General features: G+C 74.6%; 15 protein-coding genes. 14 read left to right on the top strand and 1 reads right to left on the bottom strand.

Going from position 1 to position 14,804, the window contains the following annotated elements:
* The first annotated feature begins 8 nt into the window (after positions 1-8).
* Both ACH4VO_RS01800 and ACH4VO_RS01805 read left to right on the top strand, forming a co-directional pair.
* Positions 9-992, top strand: coding sequence for a ketoacyl-ACP synthase III (locus ACH4VO_RS01800; RefSeq protein WP_360983711.1), 984 nt, complete (start codon positions 9-11; stop codon positions 990-992).
* On the top strand, positions 989-1,741 hold the full coding sequence (locus ACH4VO_RS01805; protein ID WP_360983713.1) for an SDR family NAD(P)-dependent oxidoreductase: 753 nt from the start codon (positions 989-991) through the stop codon (positions 1,739-1,741). Before ACH4VO_RS01800 ends, ACH4VO_RS01805 begins: the two co-directional genes overlap by 4 nt.
* A 272-nt stretch (positions 1,742-2,013) precedes the next feature.
* Here ACH4VO_RS01805 and ACH4VO_RS01810 read toward each other — a convergent pair whose 3' ends face one another.
* Positions 2,014-2,826 (bottom strand): bacterial transcriptional activator domain-containing protein, encoded by an 813-nt coding sequence (locus ACH4VO_RS01810; protein WP_360983716.1) that lies wholly within the window; start codon positions 2,824-2,826, stop codon positions 2,014-2,016.
* A 417-nt stretch (positions 2,827-3,243) separates the two neighbouring features.
* Between ACH4VO_RS01810 and ACH4VO_RS01815 the strand changes: the two genes are divergently transcribed.
* The 12 genes from ACH4VO_RS01815 to ACH4VO_RS01870 all read left to right on the top strand — a co-directional run bounded on the left by ACH4VO_RS01815 (position 3,244) and on the right by ACH4VO_RS01870 (position 14,732).
* Positions 3,244-4,458, top strand: coding sequence for an aminotransferase class I/II-fold pyridoxal phosphate-dependent enzyme (locus tag ACH4VO_RS01815; RefSeq protein ID WP_360983719.1), 1,215 nt, complete (start codon positions 3,244-3,246; stop codon positions 4,456-4,458).
* Between the two features lie 168 nt (positions 4,459-4,626).
* Complete coding sequence (locus ACH4VO_RS01820) at positions 4,627-5,892, top strand: beta-ketoacyl-[acyl-carrier-protein] synthase family protein (RefSeq protein ID WP_360983722.1); 1,266 nt, start codon at positions 4,627-4,629, stop codon at positions 5,890-5,892.
* Complete coding sequence (locus tag ACH4VO_RS01825) at positions 5,889-6,743, top strand: MaoC/PaaZ C-terminal domain-containing protein (RefSeq protein WP_360983725.1); 855 nt, start codon at positions 5,889-5,891, stop codon at positions 6,741-6,743. Before ACH4VO_RS01820 ends, ACH4VO_RS01825 begins: the two co-directional genes overlap by 4 nt.
* Positions 6,740-8,260 carry an AMP-binding protein gene (locus tag ACH4VO_RS01830; protein ID WP_360983728.1) on the top strand — a complete coding sequence of 507 codons (1,521 nt, stop codon included), beginning with the start codon at positions 6,740-6,742 and terminating at the stop codon, positions 8,258-8,260. The genes ACH4VO_RS01825 and ACH4VO_RS01830 overlap by 4 nt, the downstream gene beginning before the upstream one ends.
* 131 nt (positions 8,261-8,391) lie before the next feature.
* Complete coding sequence (locus tag ACH4VO_RS01835) at positions 8,392-8,655, top strand: phosphopantetheine-binding protein (RefSeq protein ID WP_360983731.1); 264 nt, start codon at positions 8,392-8,394, stop codon at positions 8,653-8,655.
* A 3-nt stretch (positions 8,656-8,658) separates the two neighbouring features.
* Positions 8,659-9,690 carry a hypothetical protein gene (locus ACH4VO_RS01840; protein ID WP_360983734.1) on the top strand — a complete coding sequence of 344 codons (1,032 nt, stop codon included), beginning with the start codon at positions 8,659-8,661 and terminating at the stop codon, positions 9,688-9,690.
* Positions 9,680-10,525: a tryptophan synthase subunit alpha gene (gene trpA / locus ACH4VO_RS01845; protein ID WP_360983737.1), complete on the top strand. Its 846-nt coding sequence runs from the start codon at positions 9,680-9,682 to the stop codon at positions 10,523-10,525. Before ACH4VO_RS01840 ends, trpA begins: the two co-directional genes overlap by 11 nt.
* Positions 10,506-10,880, top strand: coding sequence for an ectoine synthase (locus tag ACH4VO_RS01850; protein ID WP_069170706.1), 375 nt, complete (start codon positions 10,506-10,508; stop codon positions 10,878-10,880). Before trpA ends, ACH4VO_RS01850 begins: the two co-directional genes overlap by 20 nt.
* A 132-nt stretch (positions 10,881-11,012) precedes the next feature.
* Positions 11,013-12,158, top strand: a complete 1,146-nt coding sequence (locus ACH4VO_RS01855) for an acyl-CoA dehydrogenase family protein (RefSeq protein WP_360983741.1) — start codon at positions 11,013-11,015, stop codon at positions 12,156-12,158.
* Positions 12,155-12,988: an N-(5'-phosphoribosyl)anthranilate isomerase gene (locus tag ACH4VO_RS01860; RefSeq protein WP_360983744.1), complete on the top strand. Its 834-nt coding sequence runs from the start codon at positions 12,155-12,157 to the stop codon at positions 12,986-12,988. Before ACH4VO_RS01855 ends, ACH4VO_RS01860 begins: the two co-directional genes overlap by 4 nt.
* On the top strand, positions 12,985-13,833 hold the full coding sequence (locus ACH4VO_RS01865; protein ID WP_360983747.1) for an indole-3-glycerol-phosphate synthase: 849 nt from the start codon (positions 12,985-12,987) through the stop codon (positions 13,831-13,833). Before ACH4VO_RS01860 ends, ACH4VO_RS01865 begins: the two co-directional genes overlap by 4 nt.
* On the top strand, positions 13,830-14,732 hold the full coding sequence (locus ACH4VO_RS01870; protein ID WP_360983750.1) for an alpha/beta hydrolase: 903 nt from the start codon (positions 13,830-13,832) through the stop codon (positions 14,730-14,732). Before ACH4VO_RS01865 ends, ACH4VO_RS01870 begins: the two co-directional genes overlap by 4 nt.
* Positions 14,733-14,804 lie beyond the last annotated feature (72 nt).

Here is a 14,804-nt window from a genome sequence, read left to right on the forward strand (position 1 = left end):
CGCGTCACATGAGTGGATTCGACATCGCGGGCTGGGGGAAGGCCCTGCCCGAACGCGTCGTCACCAGCGCCGAACTGGCGGACCGCTTCGGGGTCGACGAGCACTGGGTCGTCAGCCGCTGCGGCATCCGTGAGCGGCGTGCGGTCGACCCCGGCCAGACCACCGCCTCGCTGGCCGTCGAGGCGGGTCGCGCGGCGCTGGACAAGGCGGGGCTGACCGGTGCGGACATAGCACATCTGATCGTGGCCACGGCCACCCCCGAACAGCCCTCGCCCGCCACCTCCGCCTTCGTCCACCACGCACTGGGCATCGGCGGCGGGGCGATGGACGTCAACTCCGAGTGTGCGGGCTTCGTGTACGGCCTGGTCACGGCCATGGGCTTCCTGCGCATGGACCGCCGGCCGATCCTGCTGATCGGCTCCGACACGCACACCCTGACCGCCAACCCGGCCGACCGCGACCTGTCCATCCTGGTGGGTGACGGAGCGGCCGCGGTGGTCCTCGTACCGGGCCCGGAGGACCCGGTGCTGGCCTGGAACCTCGGCGCGGACGGCTCCTGCGCGGACGCGCTGAAGGTGCCCGCGGGCGGCAGCCGGATGCCCACCACGGCGGAGACGGTCGCCCAGGGGCTCCACTACGCCCAGATCAAGGGAAACGAGATCTACCTCAACGCGGTCCGCTACACGGTCCGCACGGTGCGGGAGACCCTGGAGAGCGCCAAGGTCGCCCCGGCCGAGGTGGACCACGTCGTCCCGCACCAGGCGAACATCCGCATCATCGACTCCGTGCTGCACCACACCGGCCTGAGGCCGGAGTCCCTGGTCACCAACCTGGAGCGGTACGGGAACACCGCCTCGGCCTCCATCCCGCTGGCGCTCACCGAGGCGCTGGAGGCCGGGCGGATCCGGCCGGGGCAGCTGGTGCTGCTGGCCGGCTTCGGCGCGGGGATGACCTGGGGCTCGGTGCTGCTGCGCTGGGGAGGTGCGACGTGAGCGGGCAGGGGGCGGGCCGGCGTCCCGACGCTCCGGTCGCTCTGGTGACCGGCGCCTCGGGCGGACTCGGCCAGGCCCTGGCGGTCGAACTCGACTCGCTGGGCTGCCGGGTGGCCGTGCACTACCGCAGCGCGGCCGGCCAGGCCGAGGCCGTACGGGAGAAGCTGACGCACGACTCCGTCGTCGTCGGCGCCGACGTGGGGTCGTGGGAGGAGACCCAGGAGCTGTACCGGCGCGTGGAGGAGTCCCTCGGACCGATCGACGTCGTCGTCAACAACGGCGCGATCCGCCGGGACGGCCTGATGGCGATGCAGTCCCCGGACGACTGGCACGAGGTCATCCGCACCAACCTGCTCGGGGCGTTCCACACCAGCAGGGTGGCGCTCCCGCACATGCTGCGGCAGCGCTGGGGCCGCGTCCTCAACATCGTCTCGCCCTCGGGCCTGATCGCCACCGCGGGCCAGACGGCGTACTCCGCCTCCAAGGCGGGGGTGGTGGGGATGACCCGGACGCTGGCAGCCGAGTGCGGCCGGCGCGGGGTCACGGTGAACGCGCTGTCACCGGGGTTCATGATCACCGGCATGACGGAGAAGCTGCCGGAGCGGATCATGGAGGACATGGCCCGCAGGGCGCCGGTGCCGCGGTTCGTCACGGTGGAGGAAGTCGCCCGCAGCGTCTCGCTCTTCCTCGACCAGGACTGCATGACCGGTCAGGTGGTCAGCATCGACAGCGGTGTCTCCATCATGTGAGGAAGGGCCCGGGAGGGCACGGCATCCGTGACGGACGCGAGCGCGCGTCCTTCACGGACGTCGTGCCCTCCCGGGCTGCACGCTCAGCCGGAGCCGGCCGGGGCCGTACCGATCCGCGGCCGGACGGCAGACGGCGGGCCGGGGACGAGGACGTGAAAAGCACGCGAGCCGGGGCCCCGGGCCCCGGCTCGCGCCGTTCGGGAGGTGTCCTCGGGCCGTACGGCGAGGACACCGGGGGACCGGAGCACAGGGCCCAGGCCGCACCCGGACCGTCAGCTCCGCGGCTGCGAGGGCACCGCCCCCCGGGAGATCCGGACGGACGCGGGGACCAGCCGGGGGCTGTCCAGCAGCCCCAGATACGCGGCCTCGCTCTCCGGGCTCGGGTCGATGCCCAGCTCCTCGGTGAGCACGACGCGTAACTGCTGGTATATGCGCAGGGCCTCCGCCCTGTTGCCGGCCAGCCGGTGCGCCGTCATCTGGCACCGGTAGGCGCTCTCCCTGAACGGTGCCTGGCGCACCGCCTCCTCCGCGTACCGCAGGGCGTGGTGCGTGTCGCCCAGTGCGGAGGAGGAACTGCTCGCGGTCTCCAGCGCGGAGACGCGCACCTCTTTCAGGCGGGCCCGGACGGAGTCGACCCACTCACCCTCGTGGGAGGCGAGAAAAGGCCCGCGCAGCAGGGAGACGGCTGTGGTGGCCAGCCGTTGCGCGCCGCTGTGGTCACCTGCGCGGTACGCCGCGGCCGCGCTGACCGCCGCGCTCTCCGCGCGGTCCACATCCACCTGGGCGTCCTGCGGAAGGCGGAGCAGATAGCGCCCTCCGCGGGCGATCAGAGGCGGTTCGCAGGGCGGTACGGAACCCTCGGCCAGCAGAGCCCGCAGGCGGCTGACCACACTGCGGAGGGCGGAGGCCCAGGTGCTCGGCAGCCCGTTCGGCCAGATCGTGTCGGCGAGTTGCTCACGGCAGGTGCCGGTGGGGCGCTCGACGCAGAGCCGGGCGAGAGCGATCTGAGCCTGGTGACTGGAGAGAACCCTGGGGGCCTCTCTGTCGTGTTCGATGGACACAAGGCCGACAAGCCTGATGAGCACGGCTGATCCCCCCCGAGAGGTTGAGGCGGCTCCCTTGCCGGTGTGCCCGACGGAAGCCGACTTGCTGGCGTGCGGCGTGCGGTTTCGTGCGTACGGTCTGCGGCTGGTCTCGTGGACCATATGGCGGAACTGGGGATTCCGTGCCAGAGGTGAGGCGGTAACGAGGGAGCTTGGTCAAAACTTCTCCACAACAGAGTAAACAGCATTCTCTGCAAAAAGGAGGGTGTGTCAACTGCCCTCCAAAGTTGCAGACGTTAAGTATTGGTGAATCAGGTGAACCGTCCTATGCCACTTCTCCCGGCGAATACTTGATCTTGCTTCCGTGTTGCGCCCCGATTGCGTGACGCGCGTTGAATTCGGGGCACGCCAGACCGTCGCACCCGGGTGCGACGGACGCCACGAATGAGAGGACGGCCGATGGCATCCGCAGGGTGGGCGAGAATCACGCACAAGCTCGAAGCAACGGCGCGCCGCGTGGCCTCGCTGGAGTGGGACGCCGAACGCCGCAACAGCTTCGTCCCCTACACCGCCGAGCGCGACTCGGCCTACGTCGACCTCGACGGCCGGCGCCTGCTGATGATGTCGGGGTACAGCTACCTCGGCCTCTCCGGGGACGAGCGCGTCGTCGCTGCCGCCCAGGAGGCCGCCGCCCGGTACGGCACCGGGAACCACGGAGTGCGCGCGCTGGCGGGTTCCATCCCGCTCCACGAGGAGCTGGAGGCGGAGGTCGCCACGGTCGCGGACCGCGAACGGGCCATCGTCTTCGGTTCGGGCTACGCCGCCAACGTCGGGACGATCGGTGCCCTGGTGGGCCCGGGCGACACCGTCTTCGTCGACAAGTACGCCCACGCCAGCATCGTGGACGGGTGCAAGCTCAGCGGCGCCACCGTGGTCCGCTTCCGGCACAACGACACCGAGCACCTCTCCCGTCGTCTGGAGGCCGCCGCCCCCGGCGGGGTCCGCCTGGTGATCGTCGACAGCGTCTACTCCATGGACGGCGACATCGCGCCGCTTCCACGGCTGCGCGAGGTCTGCGACTCCCACGAGGCGCTGCTGATGACCGACGAGGCCCACGCGCTGGGCGTGATCGGCCGCACCGGCATGGGGATAGAGGAGCACTTCGACCGCCGGGTGCGGGTCGACGTCAAACTCGGCACGCTCTCCAAGGCCATCCCCTCCATGGGCGGCTGGGTCGCCGGCTCCGCCGAACTGATCGGCCATCTCCGCTACGCCGCCCGGCCGTTCCTCTTCTCCGCCGCGCTCGCCCCCGCGTCGGCCGCCGCCGCCCTGGAGGCCCTCCGGGTGCTGCGCGCCGAACCCGGACTCGTCGCCCGTGTCCAGCGCCACGGAGCACGCTTCCGGGAACTGGTGGGGGCGGGCGGGATGCGCACGGGCGACAGCGAGACGGCCGTCGTGCCCCTCATCGCCGGCACCGACGAGGCCGCCTACGACCTGGCGACCGCCGCCCGCCGGCTCGGCGTCGTCGGCCTGCCGGTGGTGACCCCCGCCGTTCCCCGTGACCTGGCCAGGCTGCGCATCGCGGTCACGGCCCGGCACACGGACGCCGACGTGGAGTTCGCGGCCGAGGCGTTCCTCAAGGCGGCGGGGGAGTGCGGTCTGCCGGCCGCCTGACCGCGGGCGCCCGCCGGCCCGGAGCGCGGGACCCGAGCCCTCGCCTCCGCGAGCCGCGAGGGTTTCGCCACCGCGTCCAGCCTGCCGGCGGCCGCCCCGGAGTGACGAGCAGCAGGCCGCGTGCCCGGCCGGCCCCAGGCCGCCGGAACGGGAAGGAGAGAACAGACCATGCGTACTCCGGCGGAACGTCCCGCCCGAACGGCGGTCGCCATCAGCGGAATGGGCGCCGTCACCCCGGCCGGCTGCACGACCGGGGAGCTGTGGACCGCCGTCGCGGCCGGCCGCTCCCTCGCCGTCGGCCTCACCCACTTCGACACCGCGCACCACCGCATCCGCATCGGCTGCCGGGTACGGGGCCTCACCGACGGCGGTCCGGACCGGCCCTGGCAGCGGGCCCTGGCGAGCAAGGCCGCCCAGCGGCTCGACCCCTTCGCCCGGTACGGGCTCGCCGCCGCCCTCGCCGCGCACGCCGACGCCGGGCTCCCCGAGGCTCCCGCCGCCCGCTGCGCCATCGTCGTCGGCAACGCCGTCGGCGGGCGGACCACCAGCGACGCCGAGTCGGTCAGCTTCGCCGAGCGGGGCCCCCAGGGCGTCCGTCCGATGATGCCCCTGATGACGATGCCCAACGCCGCCGCCGCGCAGATCGCCCTCCAGCTGGGCTGGCACGGTCCGGCCCTCACCGTCAGCACCACCTGCGCCAGCGGTGCGGACGCCATCGGCCTGGGCGCCGCGATGCTCCGGGACCACCGTGCCGACCTGGTGATCGCGGGGGGGTGCGAGGCGACCCTCACCCCGATCACCCTCGCCGGCTTCGGCAACCTCAACGCCGCCTCCACCCGCACGGACGCCGCGACCGCCTGCCGCCCCTTCGACGAGAGCAGGGACGGCTTCGTCATGGGGGAGGGAGCCGCGTTCGTGGTCCTGGAGCGGGCGCAGGACGCCCGGGCCCGGGGCGCACGCGTCCACGGGCACGTCGCCGGGTACGCCGCCACCTCGGACGCGTACCACCTGTCCGCCCCGCACCCGGCCGGCGCCTTCGCCGCCGACGCCATGTCCGGCGCCCTCGCCGACGCGGGACTGGTCCCCGCCGACATCGCCCACGTCAACGCCCACGGCACCGCCACCGTGCACAACGACCGGGCCGAAGCGGCCGCGCTGGCCCAGGTGTTCGGGTCGTACGGGCCTCCGGTGACCGCCAGCAAGGGTGTCCTCGGCCACCTCATCGGAGCGGCCGGAGCCGTCGAGCTCGTCGTCGCCGTCCTGTCGATGAACGCGGGCGCGGTGCCCCCCACCGCCAACCACACACGAACGGAACCCGAGATGGAGATCGACGTGGTGCACGGCAGCCCCCGGCCCGTCGCACCCGGCCCCGCGCTGTCCAACTCCTTCGGCTTCGGCGGTCACAACAGCAGCCTGGTGGTGACCCCCGCATGACGTCCCCCGGCCCCCTCCTCGACCCGGCCGTCCCGCTGTCCGACGCGGCGGCCCACCACTACCGGGCCGTGACGCGCCAGGCCCTCGGCCGGGCGGAGCCCGCCCGGCCCGACGCGGGCCCCCTGGCCGCGTTCGTCCTCACCCACCCGCTCGCCGAACGCACCGTCACCGCACTCGCCGCCGGCCACGGCCCGTACACCCTGGTCCACCTCGCGCAGGAGATCGAACTGCACGCGCCGCTACGGCCGGGTACCGCCACCGACGCCCGGGCGCAGGTGCTCGGGGCACGCGTCGAACCCAAGGGCACCCGGCTCGCCCTGCGCACCAGCCTCACCGACCGGGAGACCGGCTCCGAACTGGCCGGTCTGACGGCCCACATCCTGCTGGCCGGCCTCCGCAGCGTCGAGCCGCGCGGCACCCTCGCACCGTCGGCCGCGCCCCGCCAGGAGGCGCCCGGCACCCCGGTGCGCCGCGCCGTCACCGTCGACCGCGGGTGGATCGCCCGCTACGGCGAGGCCGCCGGCGACCTCAACCCCGTCCACCTCGACCCGGCCGCCGGCCGGGAAGCGGGCTTCCCCGACGTCATCGCCCACGGCATGGCACTGGTCTCCCTGGCCGTCGAAGAGGTCGCCGACCGGTACGCCGACGGACACGCCGACCGGATCCGGGCACTCGGCGCCCGCTTCGCCCGCCCGGTGCTGCCCGGCACGGAGACGACCCTGGAGATCACCCCGCCACCGGGGCTGCCCGGCCCCGGCGACACCGTCCTGTTCACCGTCCGCTCCCAGGGCGCCGCCGCCGTCAAGGGGGGCTGGCTCCGCCTGGGACCCGCAGAGGGAGGGAACCGATGACCGAGGCCGACCCGCACGGCGAGACGGCGAACGCCGTTCTCCGCTGGGCCGCGAAGATCCCCGACGCACCCGCCCTGTGGTGGAACGGCGCCGCCACCACCTACCGGGAACTGGCCGAGGAGACCGCCGCCGTCCGCGACCGGCTTGCGGAGCGCGTCCCGCCGGGTGCCACGGTGGCGGTCCTGGACGCCAAGTCGCCCCGGACCGTCGCCACCGTCCTCGCCTGCCTCGCCTCGGGCCGCCCCGCCCTCCTCCCCTCGCCCACGCTGCCGCCCGGTCACCTCGCCGCGGTGACCGCCGAGGCGGGCTGCCGGTACGCGTACACGGGGCGGACGGTCACGGCCCTGCCCCCGGGGCCGGTCGACGACCGGGGCCGGGCCGTCCCGCCCGGCACCGGTTTCGTGCTCACCACCTCCGGCTCCACGGGGATCCCCAAGGCGGTCCCGCTGCCGCACACCGGGGTGGACGCCTTCACCCGCTGGGCCGCCGACGCCTTCGGCATCACCGAGGGCACCCCCGTCCTGAACTACGCCCCGCTCAACTTCGACCTGTGCCTGCTGGACGTGTGGACGACCCTCGCCCACGGCGGCCAGACCGTCCTGGTGGACCCGGCGGTCGCGGCCGGCGCCCCCCGTCTGCTGAACCTGCTGCGCACCCACCGGATCGAGGTGGTGCAGGCGGTACCGCTCTTCTACGCGCTGGTGTCCGCCGCCGCCCGGGCGGAGGGCGGCGGTCCGCTGGAGTCCGTCCGCCACGCGGTCTTCACCGGGGACGTGATGCCCGAGCAGACCCTCGCCGACCTCGCGGCCCTCGCCCCCACCGCGCACCTGCACAACATCTACGGCTGCACGGAGACCAACGACAGCCTGATCCACGAGATCGACCGGGACCGGCCGCTGCCCTCCCCGCCACCGCTGGGCCGCCCGCTGCCGGGCGTACGCGTCCGGCTGCGGGACGCCGAGGGCCGTCTGCTCCGCGGCCCCGGCCGGGGCGAACTCGAGGTCTCCACACCCTTCCAGAGCACCGGCTACCCCGACCCGCGGCGTACCGCCGAGAAGTTCACCACCGACCCGGCCGACGGGCCCTCCGGTGCGGGGACGCGCTGGTTCCGTACCGGCGACCTCGCCGAGACGGACGCCGACGGGGTCCTCAGGCTCGTCGGACGCCTCGACCACCAGGTCAAGATCCGCGGCGTCGCCGTCAACACCGCCGAGGTGGAGCGGGTGATGCTCGGCCACCCGGACGTCCTGGAGTGCGGGGTGACGACCGTGCCCGACCAGGTCGAGGGCCGCCGCCTGATCGCCGTGGTCCGGCTGGACCACGCCTCCACCGCCACCAGCCTCGACCTCAAGCGGCACTGCTCCGCCCGGCTGCCGCGCGGCTGGGTACCCGCCGTCCTCGTCCCCGTACGCGAGCCCCTGCCCCGCACCGGTACCGGGAAGGTGGACCGGCGGGCCCTGGCGGCGATGCTCCCCGCGGCGCCCAGGCAGCCCGCGGCGGTCGGCACCGGGCCCTGAGGGGGCCGCGTACCCGCAGTCCTCACCCACCTCCGCGGGGCCCGCACACCCGGGGCCCCGCCCGTACCAGCACGCCCGCACACCTCTCCCCGTACGCCCTCGCGTACGAACGACCCGCCAAGGAGCACCTCGTGAGCAACGCCGACCGGATCAGCGAGTACATCGTCCGGGAGTTCCTGCCCGATCTCACCCCCTCCCAGCTGCCGCACGACCAGGACCTCCTGGGCGACGGCGCGATCGACAGCCTCGGCGTCCTCAAGCTGATCGCCTGGGTCGAGCACCACTTCGAGCTCGCCGTCGGCGACACCGACCTCGACCCGGAGAACTTCCGCAGCGTCGAGGCCATCGACGCCTACGTCGCGCGCTCCCAGAGCGCCCCCGTCACGGGCGGCTGACCCGTGCACTCCGCCCTCGTCCCACTCGTCGACCGGAGGGCCCCGGCCGACGCGGACCAGTGGGACGCCCTGTGGGAGGCGCTGGCCGGCGGAGCGCTGGAACGTGCCGACGCCCTGGCCCTGCTGGCCTCGCTCACGGCGGCGCTCCCCGACGGCCCGAGCCTGCTCGCGCTCCTGGACGCCCTGGACCGGCGCCGCCCGGTACGGCCGTCCGCGCCCTGGCCCGGCACCGTGAACGTGGTGGGCACGGGCGGCGGCCCCCCGACCGTCAACCTGTCCACGGCGTCCGCCCTGCTGGCCGCCGCCACCGGCGTCCGCGTCGTGAAGTCCGGCTCGCGGGCCCACACCTCCCGGACCGGCTCGGTCGACCTCCTGGACCGCCTCGGCGTCCCCCTCACCACGTCCCTCGACCAGACATCCGACCAACTGGACGCCTACGGCGTCGCCTTCACCGGCCCGTTCGTCTACCCGGTCCAGCTCGCCCGGCTCGCTCTGCTCGCGGTGCCGACCCCCATGCGGGTCTTCGGCCGCTTCCTCAACACCCTCGGCCCCTTCCTGGCGGCCCTCCCGGTGGCCGCCCAGGTCACCGGGGTGTCCGCGACCGAACCCCCGCCCGCGATCCGCGCCCTCGCCGCCCGGCCGGGCTCCCCGGTGACCTGGCTGACCACCAACCCGGCCGGTGCCGACGAACTGCTCAGCGTCACCGACAACACGGTCCACTTCCCGGGCGGCGGCACGCGGGCGCTCCCCGCGGGCGCGCTGGTCCCCGCGGACGGCACGCTCGGTGACCTCGCACCCGTGGCCGCGGAGGAGGCGGCCGTACACTTCCGGGCCGTTCTGACCGGCCGGGCGGGCGCTCCCCTGCGCGCCACCCTGCAGCTCAACGCGGCCGCGCTCGCCGTGGCCTCCGGGCACCGCGACGACTGGGGCACGGCGGTCGCCGAAGCGGGTGCCGCACTCGACGACGGGGCCGCGCTCGGACTGCTGGAACGTCTCACCACGGCCCACGCACGAGGAGGAAGCCGTGCCGGCTGAGTTCTTCACCGAGTCCCGGGCCCGCGGCGAACTGGGCCTGGCCGTCTTCCTGAACGCCGGAGACCCGCCCCTGCCCGTCCTGACCGACCTCGTCGCCATGCTGGACGAGTCGGGCGTCGACTGCCTCGAACTGGCCGTCCCCTTCCCCGGCTCACCCACCGACGGACCGGTCGTCCGGCGCTCCGCCGACCGGGCGCTCACCGAAGGCGTCGGCCTCGACGGGACCCTCGCCTTCGTCGCGGCCGTACGCCCCGCCCTCAAGCGCCTGCGCATCGCCGTACTCGCCGACTGGAGCCACAGCCTGCGCCACGCGCCGCCCGCCGGCTACGCGCGGACCGTGGCGGACAGCGGCGCCGACGCCCTGCTCGCCCACGGGCTGCCCCCGCGGCTGCGCACCGCCCACCGCGAGGCGCTGCGCGAGGCCGGGCTGCCCGAGGTCACCACCTGCTATCCGGCGAGCTCCCCGGCCACCGTGGCCGAGGCGGCGGCCCACGCCACCGGCTACCTCTACCTGGTCGCGCGCTACGGACGCAGCGGCGCCGGAACGCCCGCCGGCGGCCACGCCGCACTGGCCCCGTTCGTCGGCACCCTGCGCGACCTCACCGCCTCCCCGATAGCCGTCGGCTTCGGGGTGTCTGCCGCCGAGGATCTCGCCTCCGTCGCGCTGAGCGGTGCGGACGCGGCGATCGTCGGTTCCGCCGGAGTAGCGGTACTGGAGCGGGCCCGCGAGGCCGGGACGGACCCGGCCGACGCCTACCGCTCCTTCATCGCCGCCCTCGGCCGTCCCATCACCCCACGTCCAGAGGAGGACACCCATGATCATCCGCAGACTTGAGAGCGTGAAGACCGTCGACTGGGGCAACGGACTCAGCCGCCGCTTCGTCCTGGACGCCGACGGGCTGGGGTACAGCGTCACCGACACCACCGTGCGGGCCGGGACCAAGTCACGGCTGGAGTACCGCAACCACCTGGAGACCTGCTACTGCATCGAGGGATCGGGGGAGGTGGTGGAGCTCGACGGCACCAGCCACCCGCTGACGCCGGGCGTCCTCTACTCGCTGGACAACAACGACCCGCACTTCCTGATCGCCTCGCCCCACGAGGACCTGCGTCTGGTCTGTGTCTTCGCCCCCGCGCTCCGGGGGGACGAGGTCCACCGCCTCGACGAGAACGTCTCCTCGGCCTATTAGGGCGCCGGGCGCCTCTCCCCGGGCGCCCGCCTGTCCGACGGCGTCCTGCCCACCGGTCAGATGACCCCGCGTCACGTACCACGTCCGCAACCGACCGAGGCCACCCGCACGGCCCGTACGGAAGGCTCCGCAGTGAGGCACCGCAACGCAGATCAGCAGGCGCTGTGCGCAGGCATGGCCCAATGGGGCAAGGCCCTGAGCGAAGGACACGTCGAGGCGGACGCCCGCTCCGCGTTCGACCCGGCCCGCTGGCGGTCGCTGAGCGGGAGCGGCGTCCTGGGGCTGCCCTTCCCCGAACGGTGGGGCGGCGCCGGCCAGTCCCTCGTCACGACGCTGCACGTCCTGGAGACCCTCGGCGAGACCTGCCGCGAGACCGGACTCAGCTTCTGTGCGACGACTTCGATGGCCAGCACCGGTGTGCCGCTCGCCGCTTTCGGGACCGACGCCCAGCGGGCGCGCTTCCTGCCGGGCATCTGCGCCGGTGAGCTGATCGGCGCCCACGCCATCACCGAACCCGACAGCGGGTCGGACGCGATGGCGATGACCACCCGTGCCGAGCGCGACGGCACGGACCATGTACTCACCGGCGGCAAGGCGTTCGTGAGCAACGGGCCGATCGCCGACGTCTTCGTCGTCTACGCCCGCACCCACCCCGACGGCGGCCCGCTCGGCACGACCGCCTTCCTCGTCGAACGCGGCACGCCCGGCCTCTCGGTGGGGGGCCCGACCGCCAAGATGGGCCTGCGCACGGCCCCGTTGTCCACCCTCCACCTCGACGGCTGCCGGGTACCCGCCGACCGCGTCCTCGGCCGGGTCGGTGGAGGGCTGTTCGTCCTCGACCACGTGATGAAGCGCGAGATCCTCTTCGGGTTCACCGTCGGCCTCGGCGAGATGCGCCACCGGCTGGAGCGCGCCGTCTCCTACGCCCGCGAACGCCGCGCCTTCGGCCACCCCATCGGCGACTACCAGGCGGTTTCGCACCGGGTGGTCGACATGAAGATCCGTACCGAGACCGCGGCCAAGTGGCTGTACGACACCGCCGAGCGGCTCGAGGCCGGCGAGGACGTCACGGCCGACCTCGCCATCACCAAGATCCTCGCCAGCGAGGCCGCCCTCTCCACCAGCCTGTCGGCGATCCGCGTCTTCGGCGGTGCGGGCTACCTCTCCGAGGTCGGGCTGGAGAAGGACCTGCGCGCGGCCGTCGCGGGCACCCTCTACTCCGGGACCAACGACATCCAGTACAACCGGGTGGCCTCGACCCTGGGGCTGGGGGGATGAGCACCCCGGACGGGGTACCGCCGGCGCCCCGGCCGCTGCTGAAGGTGTGCGGCGCCACCCGGCCCGGGGAGGCGGCCGCCGTCGCGGCGCACGCCGACCTGGTCGGCCTCTGGTACGGCGTCGAGGGCGGCGCCCACGAGCTGACCGGCCCCGCCCTGGCCACGATGGCCGACGCCGTGCGCTCCGGGGGCCGCGCCGAACCCGTCCTCGTCACCTTCCTGCACGACGCCGGCCGCATCGGCCGGGCGGCCCGGGCCGCCGGGATCCGCTGGATCCAGCTCCACGCCTACCAGCCGCCCGGAGCCGTCGCCGCCCTGCGCGCCGCGCTGCCCGAGGCCGTCGTCGTGAAGGCCGTGCACGTCCTCGACGGGCAGTGCGCCGAACGCCCCTTCCTCGGGGCCTACGCGCGGGCGGGCACCGACCTGTTCCTCGTCGACGCCGCCACTCGTGGAGGGTCCGTCGGCAGCACCGGCCACCGCGTCCCGCCGGAGGCGCTGGAACGACTGCTGCCCGGCCTGGGGCTGCCCTTCCTGCTGGCGGGGGGCCTCACCGCGGCCGACGCGGCGCGCGCCCCGGCGCTCGCGGCCCACCCGGGCTTCCGGGGCGTGGACGTCGACGGCGCCGCCCGCGGCGGCGACGGCCTGCTCGGCCCCGCCCAGGTCGCCGCCCTGGACCGGGCCTGGACCGGCGGGCGGGGCTCACCGGCGCTCCCGGCCGGGGCGGACGGTCCGTACGCCGTCCACCCCCGTGCCGTGGCCGCCCCGTCCGGCCCCCGGCCGCCCACGGGCCCCCCTCCCGCATCCGTCACCTCCCCAGGGAAGCCGACATGACCCTGCCCTTCCTCTCCGCGCTCCTCGGCGCACAGCGCCCCTTGATCATGGAAGTGAAGGCCCGGGACGCCCACGGCGCCGACCTGCTGCGCGGCCGTGCCCCCGGAGACATGGCCGCCGTCTACGAGCGGGCCGGCGCCCCCTGTGTGTCCGTCGTGACCGGCCGGTGGTTCGGCGGATCGCCCGCCATGCTGGACGAGGTCACCGCCCGGGTCCGCGTTCCCGTCCTGCTCAAGGACTTCGTCACCCGCCGCGACCAGATCGCCGCGGCGGCCGGCGCCGGTGCCTCGGCGGTACTGCTGACGGCCGCGCTGCTGCCCCGCGAGGCCCTGCACAGCCTCGCCGGGGAGTGCCACGGACTCGGTCTCACCCCCTTCGTGGAGATCACCCGCGCCGAGGAGGCGGCCGGGCTCCCCGACCCGCACCACTGCGTCATCGCGGTCAACAACAAGGACATCGCCGCCAGGGAGCGCGACGCCGGGGACCTGGAACGCAGCAGGGCCCTGCTGCCCGCCGTACGGGCCGCGGGCACGCTCTGCCCGGTCAGCGCCAGCGCGGTGGACGGTCCGAAGGCGGCTGCCGGGCTGCTCGCGGAGGGGTACGCCGCCCTGCTCGTCGGCACCTCGCTCCTGCGCGCCGACGGCGTGGAGTCCTGGCTGCGGGAGTTCGACGCCCACCGCGCCGGGGACGCCCACCGCGCGTTGGACGCCGCCGTCCCCGGGTCCGCCGTGCCGCCGCCCGCGCCCTCCCCGTCCGGCCCGCACGCCTTCGGTCCGCCCCCGGCCACCGCCGGGCCGCTGCTTCCGGCCGGTCCCGCCGCCGAGGCGGAAGGAGTGCCCGCGTGAGGACCGGCCCGACGGAGACCTCCGTCACCGACGGCGTGGAACGGATCGTGCTCGGCCGCGGCCGCCACCGGATCGGCGCCTGGCGGGCCGCACCGGCCGACGGCAGCCCCCGTGCGGTGCTCGTCGCCGTCCACGGCAGGGGGATGTCCCCCGGCTACTTCGCCGGACCGGTCGCCCCGCACACCTCCCTGATCGCCCTGGCGGCCTCCCTCGGCCACACCGTCCTGGCGGTCGAACGGCCCGGCTACGGCCTGTCCCGCCCGGCGTACCCCCTCGGGCTGCCGCTGGCCGCGCAGGCCCGGCTGCTGCGCCGGGTACTCGCCGACTACGCCGAGACCGATCCCGTCGGGGCCGGCTTCTTCCTGCTCGGCCACTCCGACGGAGGCAAGACCGCCCTGCACCTGGCGGGAGAGCCCTGGGGCGAGACCCCCGCCGACCGGCTCCTCGGCCTCGACCTCAACGGGTGCGGCTGGCACTACTCCTCGGCGGCGGCGCACTTCCCCGACACCCTGGCCGGCGGCGCGGGCGAGCTCAACTGGGGCCCGCTCCGGCTCTACCCGGGCGGCACCTTCCGCGCCAGCCGCTCCCTGCTCCGTGACGTCCCGGCCGCCGAGGACGACGAGACGGCCCTGTGGCCCGCCCGTTTCCCGGCGGCGGCGGCGCGCGTGCGCTGCCCCGTACGGCTCACCTTCGGGGAGTACGAGGGCTGGTGGGACCTTCACGAGGACGAACTGGCCGCCGTGGCGGCCTGCTTCACCCGTACCCGCCCGCCCGTCGTCGAGCGTGTCCCGGAGGCCGGCCACAACCTCAGCCTCGGACTGGCCGCGCCCCTCTACCACTCCCGCGCCCTGGCGTTCCTGGAGGAGTGCCTGGCGGCCGTCGCGGCGCCCGCGCGGTGACGAGCTCGTATGTGATCGAGCGTGTGAAGCATGGACCTCGGGGACATGCACCTGCTGGGATGATCAATTGAG

The sequence above is a fragment of the Streptomyces sp. NPDC020780 genome, assembly GCF_044334475.1.
Lineage (GTDB): Bacteria > Actinomycetota > Actinomycetes > Streptomycetales > Streptomycetaceae > Streptomyces.

Coding starts and splice junctions, on each gene's coding strand:
- ACH4VO_RS01850 (WP_069170706.1), top strand. CDS start 10,506: ATGATCATCCGCAGACTTGAGAGCGTGAAGACCGTCGACTGGGGCAAC.
- ACH4VO_RS01820 (WP_360983722.1), top strand. CDS start 4,627: ATGCGTACTCCGGCGGAACGTCCCGCCCGAACGGCGGTCGCCATCAGC.
- ACH4VO_RS01860 (WP_360983744.1), top strand. CDS start 12,155: ATGAGCACCCCGGACGGGGTACCGCCGGCGCCCCGGCCGCTGCTGAAG.
- ACH4VO_RS01865 (WP_360983747.1), top strand. CDS start 12,985: ATGACCCTGCCCTTCCTCTCCGCGCTCCTCGGCGCACAGCGCCCCTTG.
- ACH4VO_RS01830 (WP_360983728.1), top strand. CDS start 6,740: ATGACCGAGGCCGACCCGCACGGCGAGACGGCGAACGCCGTTCTCCGC.
- ACH4VO_RS01825 (WP_360983725.1), top strand. CDS start 5,889: ATGACGTCCCCCGGCCCCCTCCTCGACCCGGCCGTCCCGCTGTCCGAC.
- ACH4VO_RS01800 (WP_360983711.1), top strand. CDS start 9: ATGAGTGGATTCGACATCGCGGGCTGGGGGAAGGCCCTGCCCGAACGC.
- ACH4VO_RS01815 (WP_360983719.1), top strand. CDS start 3,244: ATGGCATCCGCAGGGTGGGCGAGAATCACGCACAAGCTCGAAGCAACG.